This window comes from Pseudomonas sp. D47 (genome assembly GCF_045447305.1).
Classification (GTDB): Bacteria; Pseudomonadota; Gammaproteobacteria; order Pseudomonadales; family Pseudomonadaceae; genus Aquipseudomonas.
Genome location: NZ_JBJGXU010000125.1, coordinates 1 through 4,413 on the forward strand (window position 1 = coordinate 1; position 4,413 = coordinate 4,413).

Sequence of the window (4,413 nt, forward strand, 5' to 3'; positions counted from 1 at the left end):
GCTAGGCATATGGGCGCTCGTGTTTGCCTCATATCATTTTGTGTTCAAGGCGAATCTGGATGTTTGGAACAGCGTGCCTATCCTGGAACTACCCAAATACTGGACGCGACTGGTACGCCAGTTGAGCTATGTCGCACTGGGTCTGATCGTGCTGCTGGCGCTGAACCGCAACATTCCTTACCGCCTATGGCGATGGTGGCACAAGCTCTCCGGCCCATTGTTCCTGATCGTGATCTTGCATTGGCTCAGTTTCAAATCGCCGATCACCCTGCTCAGCCCCTCGGGTATCTGGTTGACGCTGTTCTGCGCACTGGGCGTGCTCGCCGCCCTCTACAAGCTGGTGCTCTATCCATTTGTTGCCCGTGCGGGCGAGTACCGGGTGACAGCCGTGAATAGAGTCAATGAAGCACTGCATTTGACACTGGAGCCGATCCATAAAGGGTTTGACTTCAAAGCTGGGCAGTTCGCGTTTCTGGCAATGCAGCAAAAGGGCCTGCGCGAGCCACACCCTTTCACGATAGCCAGCGCCAACGGTGCGAATGGGCAGATTGCGTTCATGATCAGAGGGCTGGGGGATTACACCAAAAAGCTGTGCGAGTGCGCAAAAGTCGGAATGTGCGCGACGCTCTATGCCCCTTACGGACGCTTTAAACGCGCCTCTGAGGCCGAGCGGGAAATCTGGATCGGCGCAGGTGTGGGCATTTCGCCTTTTATTTCTTGGTTGCAAGATCCAGACGCAAAAGACTTCGAAAAAGCGACGCTGGTCTATTGCTTCACGCCCTCGCGCGCTTTCCCTGCGCCCGAGGAGTTGCAAGCCATGACTAAGATGCGCGGGGCACAATTCGTTCGTAATGTCGGTGGCATCGAACCGTTGGCCGAAACCTTGCGCCAAGCGGTGACTCAAACCCAACCACACAAGATTCACATCAGTTTTTGCGGCCCCAAAGGTTTACTGGCCAAGGTGCATGAACTGATGGATATCAACCGGATCCCGAAAGCTAATCTGCACTTCGAACTCTTCGAGTTCCGTTGAGTCTGCGCGGTGCAACCTACTCAATGGCCTCAGGTTGTGTCGCCTCATTTGACCGGCTTGCTTGGCTGGCTTAATCAGTTGTCAATGGCAGCAATGGGTCGATTGCAGCCCTTCGCATCGGGCAGCTATCGGCCATGAGCCGCCGTTCGCAGATGAGCGCCGTAGCGGTCAATCGATCAGTTTAAAATGCTATCTTTCATCATTCGTTGAGGCTCTTCATGGCTGACTTTCACAACATCACGGAAGCTCGGGCGCAAACCATCATCGATGAAGGCATCCAATCAGAAGAGATGCTTCGCGCACTGCTTATTCTTTGCTGGCACTCATCCCAAGTAGCAGACTTGTTCTTTCTATCTCACGCCAACTGCACCCGTTTTCTCGTCCAACTGGCGGAGATCGCAATTGACGAGAAAGACTATCAAGGCGACGCACCGCCCGCTGCTGCTTACTACCTTGGGAAGCTGCCACCTCCAATGTTGAAGGACGTGGCGGATATCCTGCTACGTGGTTTTCCCGTCGAGGAGTGCGGCCACAACAATTCACTAGCTCTAGCAATTGCACTCTCTGGGGTCGAAGGTGGCAAGACAAAAGTTCAGGGCGCATACGAGAATGATTTCCTCAGCACCGACAGCTACGAAAAGGCCATGGCAATCTATGCCGAGCACTCGGAGCCCTAACCCTACGCTCAAGTTCGCTCCCTTTGGTCGCATAGCTTGATTGTCGCCTTCGGGTCGGAAGCAGCCCTTCGTGGGTGGTTGCTTGCGGCCGAGACAGTGTAAAAACGCATCCATCGTACTTAGATCTGCAACGTTAAATCTGCCAACCTTAATCAGTCACAGGAGCGTTCGAGGCTGGGTTTATCCCAGTTATCTTGTGAGGAAAGTAATGGAGGCTCTTCAACGTGCTCCCATTCCAAGTACCACTCGTATGTTTCGTTGTCAGCCTTGAATTCATGTTTAACAGTCCAGCCAAGCTCCCCTAGCTTTTGAGCTCTGTGAGAGGCATGTGTCTTAGTCAGTCTCGGCGCTTTCATAAATGTCATCGCGTGTATGATTGCTGGAGATTTTAACGCAGGTATTGCCTGATGAAACGCTTCATTCAAGGCGAATATCGCGGTCAAAGCACCTTGCTCCCCGAGAGCCTCGACGATTACGTCAGCAGTTCATGGGCGACCTCCGAGTGCTGGCGGATAGAACATCTATAACCCGTCAGCTGGAGGTCTAATTTCTAAGACTGCAAAACAGCGATGGCTTAAGCGATGATATCAGTCGTCGCGGCCTGCCCGATCGTACCGACTGCAAAGCTCACCAGGCCACTGCCAGTGAGGTCGATCATCAGACTGCTCTGATTACTCTCTTGGAAGTAGGTCAGGATGGCGTCGCCGGCATGACCTGTGAAGCTGCTCACGAAGTTCAGCGTCGCGCTGGCCGACGAGAACGCGGCAATGCCTGACAGATCTATTTTGTCTTGCCCTGTGGTGAAGTCCATGATCCAGGCAGGCGCTGTCATCGTCGAGTCGCTAGCTTGGCCGAACACAAAAGTGTCTGCCCCGGCACCGCCCCACAAGGAATCCCCACCGCCACCCCCATAGATGATGTCGTTCCCGGCACCGCCTTCAAGAATGTTGGCCGCCAAATTACCAATCAAGAGATCGTTGCCAGCGCCTCCGATCGCGTTTTCCAGCGTTACACCATGAGCAATAGATACGTTACCCACCAGGCCGCCCACATCGGAGAACGAACCTGCATTGAGGTTGATTTTCTGGTTCTGGCTGAAACCGGAGAAGTCCAGGGTGTCGTTACCACCGCCATCCCACACCGAAAACACCAGTTTGTCGCTGGATGCGGTCGCCGTGTAATAGTCGCGCTCGGTGTTCGAGTTGAACCCGTAAACGGTGTGGTCACTGCGGGTATCCAGGTTCGCCCCGTAGAGCTTCTGGATCGCCACGATGTCATCCATTAACGGCGCTGACGAATAAGTACCACTGAAATTCTGCTGGGTATTACTTTCGCTCCAATAACTCATGAGGCTATAGCCACGCGTGTCCTCAGCATAAGTGACATCGTTGTACGTCGGGTTGCCGTTTCCAGCGTTGTAGTTGCCGGGGTGAGACAACCCCAGGGAGTGGCCAATTTCGTGGGTGAGCGTTTGCCGTCCGTGGTTACCGTTGTCCGGCGTGGTGTTGACCTGGTACTGATCATTGACCCAATACCAGGACTGACCGTCACGTGAACCACCGGTTGGCAAGTACGCGAAGGCTGCACCGCCGGTATAGTTGCTGTAGTTGCCAAACGTCAGGTGACCATCGGCCCCGCCAGGGGTGTCAGCGAAGGTCACATTGGCAACATCAGACCAAGACTGCAGAGCGAGCACTGTCTGGGCCTTTTGCATTGCATTGAACTCACTGAAATTACCCAGGTTCGGGTTGAAGTCAGCGGGCTTGGAGGTCAGAAATGTGTAGCTGAGGCTGATTTTTCCGTCCCCGTTCTGATCGTGCCAGCTTGCGCCTTTACGCAGTAATTCGTCCGCAGCCTGGTCGGCGGTGAACGAAGGCTTACCATTCACCAGAACAGGCCCGCCACGGTCATACCCATGGTGAAAACTATTGACCTGCTCGTAAGCCTTGCTGGTCTGACTGGTAGTAAATACTTTACTCTCTTTTAGTTTTGACATATACGTCCTTGTGAATCACTAATGAAGAACCCATGAATGGAGAAGGTTCTTCTAAAAAAATCAATTTTTTACATTGTTGGCGGGGGCGTGATTGATGACGTAGCGCTGAGCTGAGTTATTAATGTTGCCCCGAGCATACCAAAGCATTATTTAAAGTGTTTAGTTTGAGTTGATCACCGTTTAATTATTTCTAAGTGGTTGTGGTGTCGTGAGACATAGGCGCTAGCGTTTGAGCACGAGATAAATGCTTTAAAACGTCATTATCTCTACCCGAAGAGCAAGATAACAGCCATGCACGAGGCTTGGGTGGCTGTTGTCAATTTCTAACCTGCATTGTCCCTGATATCTGGGGCAGAGCATCGATCAGACTAAATTCTCGTTACAAAATGATCGGTTTGGTACAAAGATTTGATAGCTGGATTCAGTGTGATAAGTCCGTACGGGTAGCGCTGCTCACCCACTTTTTATCAACCAGCCTCAGCACAACACCTACATGCTCAAAACGAAACACCCCCTGAATTAATAGACTAACTGCACCATTTGAAACGAGAGGTATAAAGCCAGACTGAGCAACGCGCCGGACATGAGGCGAGTCCGCAAGCGCAAGGTCGAGCATCCCTTCGGGATACTCAAACAATGGAGGGGCGCCACGCATTTCCTGACACGAAAGCTGAACGGAGTAAGTGCGCAGATGAGCTTGAACGTAG

At 52.6% G+C, this 4,413-nt stretch carries 3 protein-coding genes and 2 pseudogenes; 4 read left to right on the forward strand and 1 reads right to left on the reverse strand.

Annotated elements, in window-relative coordinates:
• The 3 genes and pseudogenes from ACI77I_RS31620 to ACI77I_RS31630 all read left to right on the forward strand — a co-directional run.
• On the forward strand, positions 1 to 1,033 hold a 1,033-nt coding region (locus ACI77I_RS31620), incomplete at its 5' end, for an FAD-binding oxidoreductase (RefSeq protein WP_407000117.1).
• Positions 1,034 to 1,251: 218 nt separating this feature from the next.
• Positions 1,252 to 1,710 (forward strand): hypothetical protein, encoded by a 459-nt coding sequence (locus tag ACI77I_RS31625; RefSeq protein ID WP_242154684.1) that lies wholly within the window; start codon positions 1,252 to 1,254, stop codon positions 1,708 to 1,710.
• 407 nt (positions 1,711 to 2,117) lie between these two features.
• Positions 2,118 to 2,198: pseudogene (locus ACI77I_RS31630) on the forward strand (hypothetical protein); the annotation flags it as partial.
• Between the two features lie 86 nt (positions 2,199 to 2,284).
• Here the strand turns inward: ACI77I_RS31630 and ACI77I_RS31635 are convergent.
• Positions 2,285 to 3,706 (reverse strand): serralysin family metalloprotease, encoded by a 1,422-nt coding sequence (locus ACI77I_RS31635; protein ID WP_407000120.1) that lies wholly within the window; start codon positions 3,704 to 3,706, stop codon positions 2,285 to 2,287.
• Between the two features lie 562 nt (positions 3,707 to 4,268).
• On the opposite strand from ACI77I_RS31635, the pseudogene ACI77I_RS31640 reads away from it, so the two are divergent.
• Positions 4,269 to 4,413, forward strand: a pseudogene (locus ACI77I_RS31640) (IS5/IS1182 family transposase); the annotation flags it as partial.

Excerpts from the sequence above, each read along its gene's own strand:
- ACI77I_RS31625 (WP_242154684.1), top strand. The coding sequence starts at position 1,252 with ATGGCTGACTTTCACAACATCACGGAAGCTCGGGCGCAAACCATCATC.
- ACI77I_RS31635 (WP_407000120.1), bottom strand. The coding sequence starts at position 3,706 with ATGTCAAAACTAAAAGAGAGTAAAGTATTTACTACCAGTCAGACCAGC.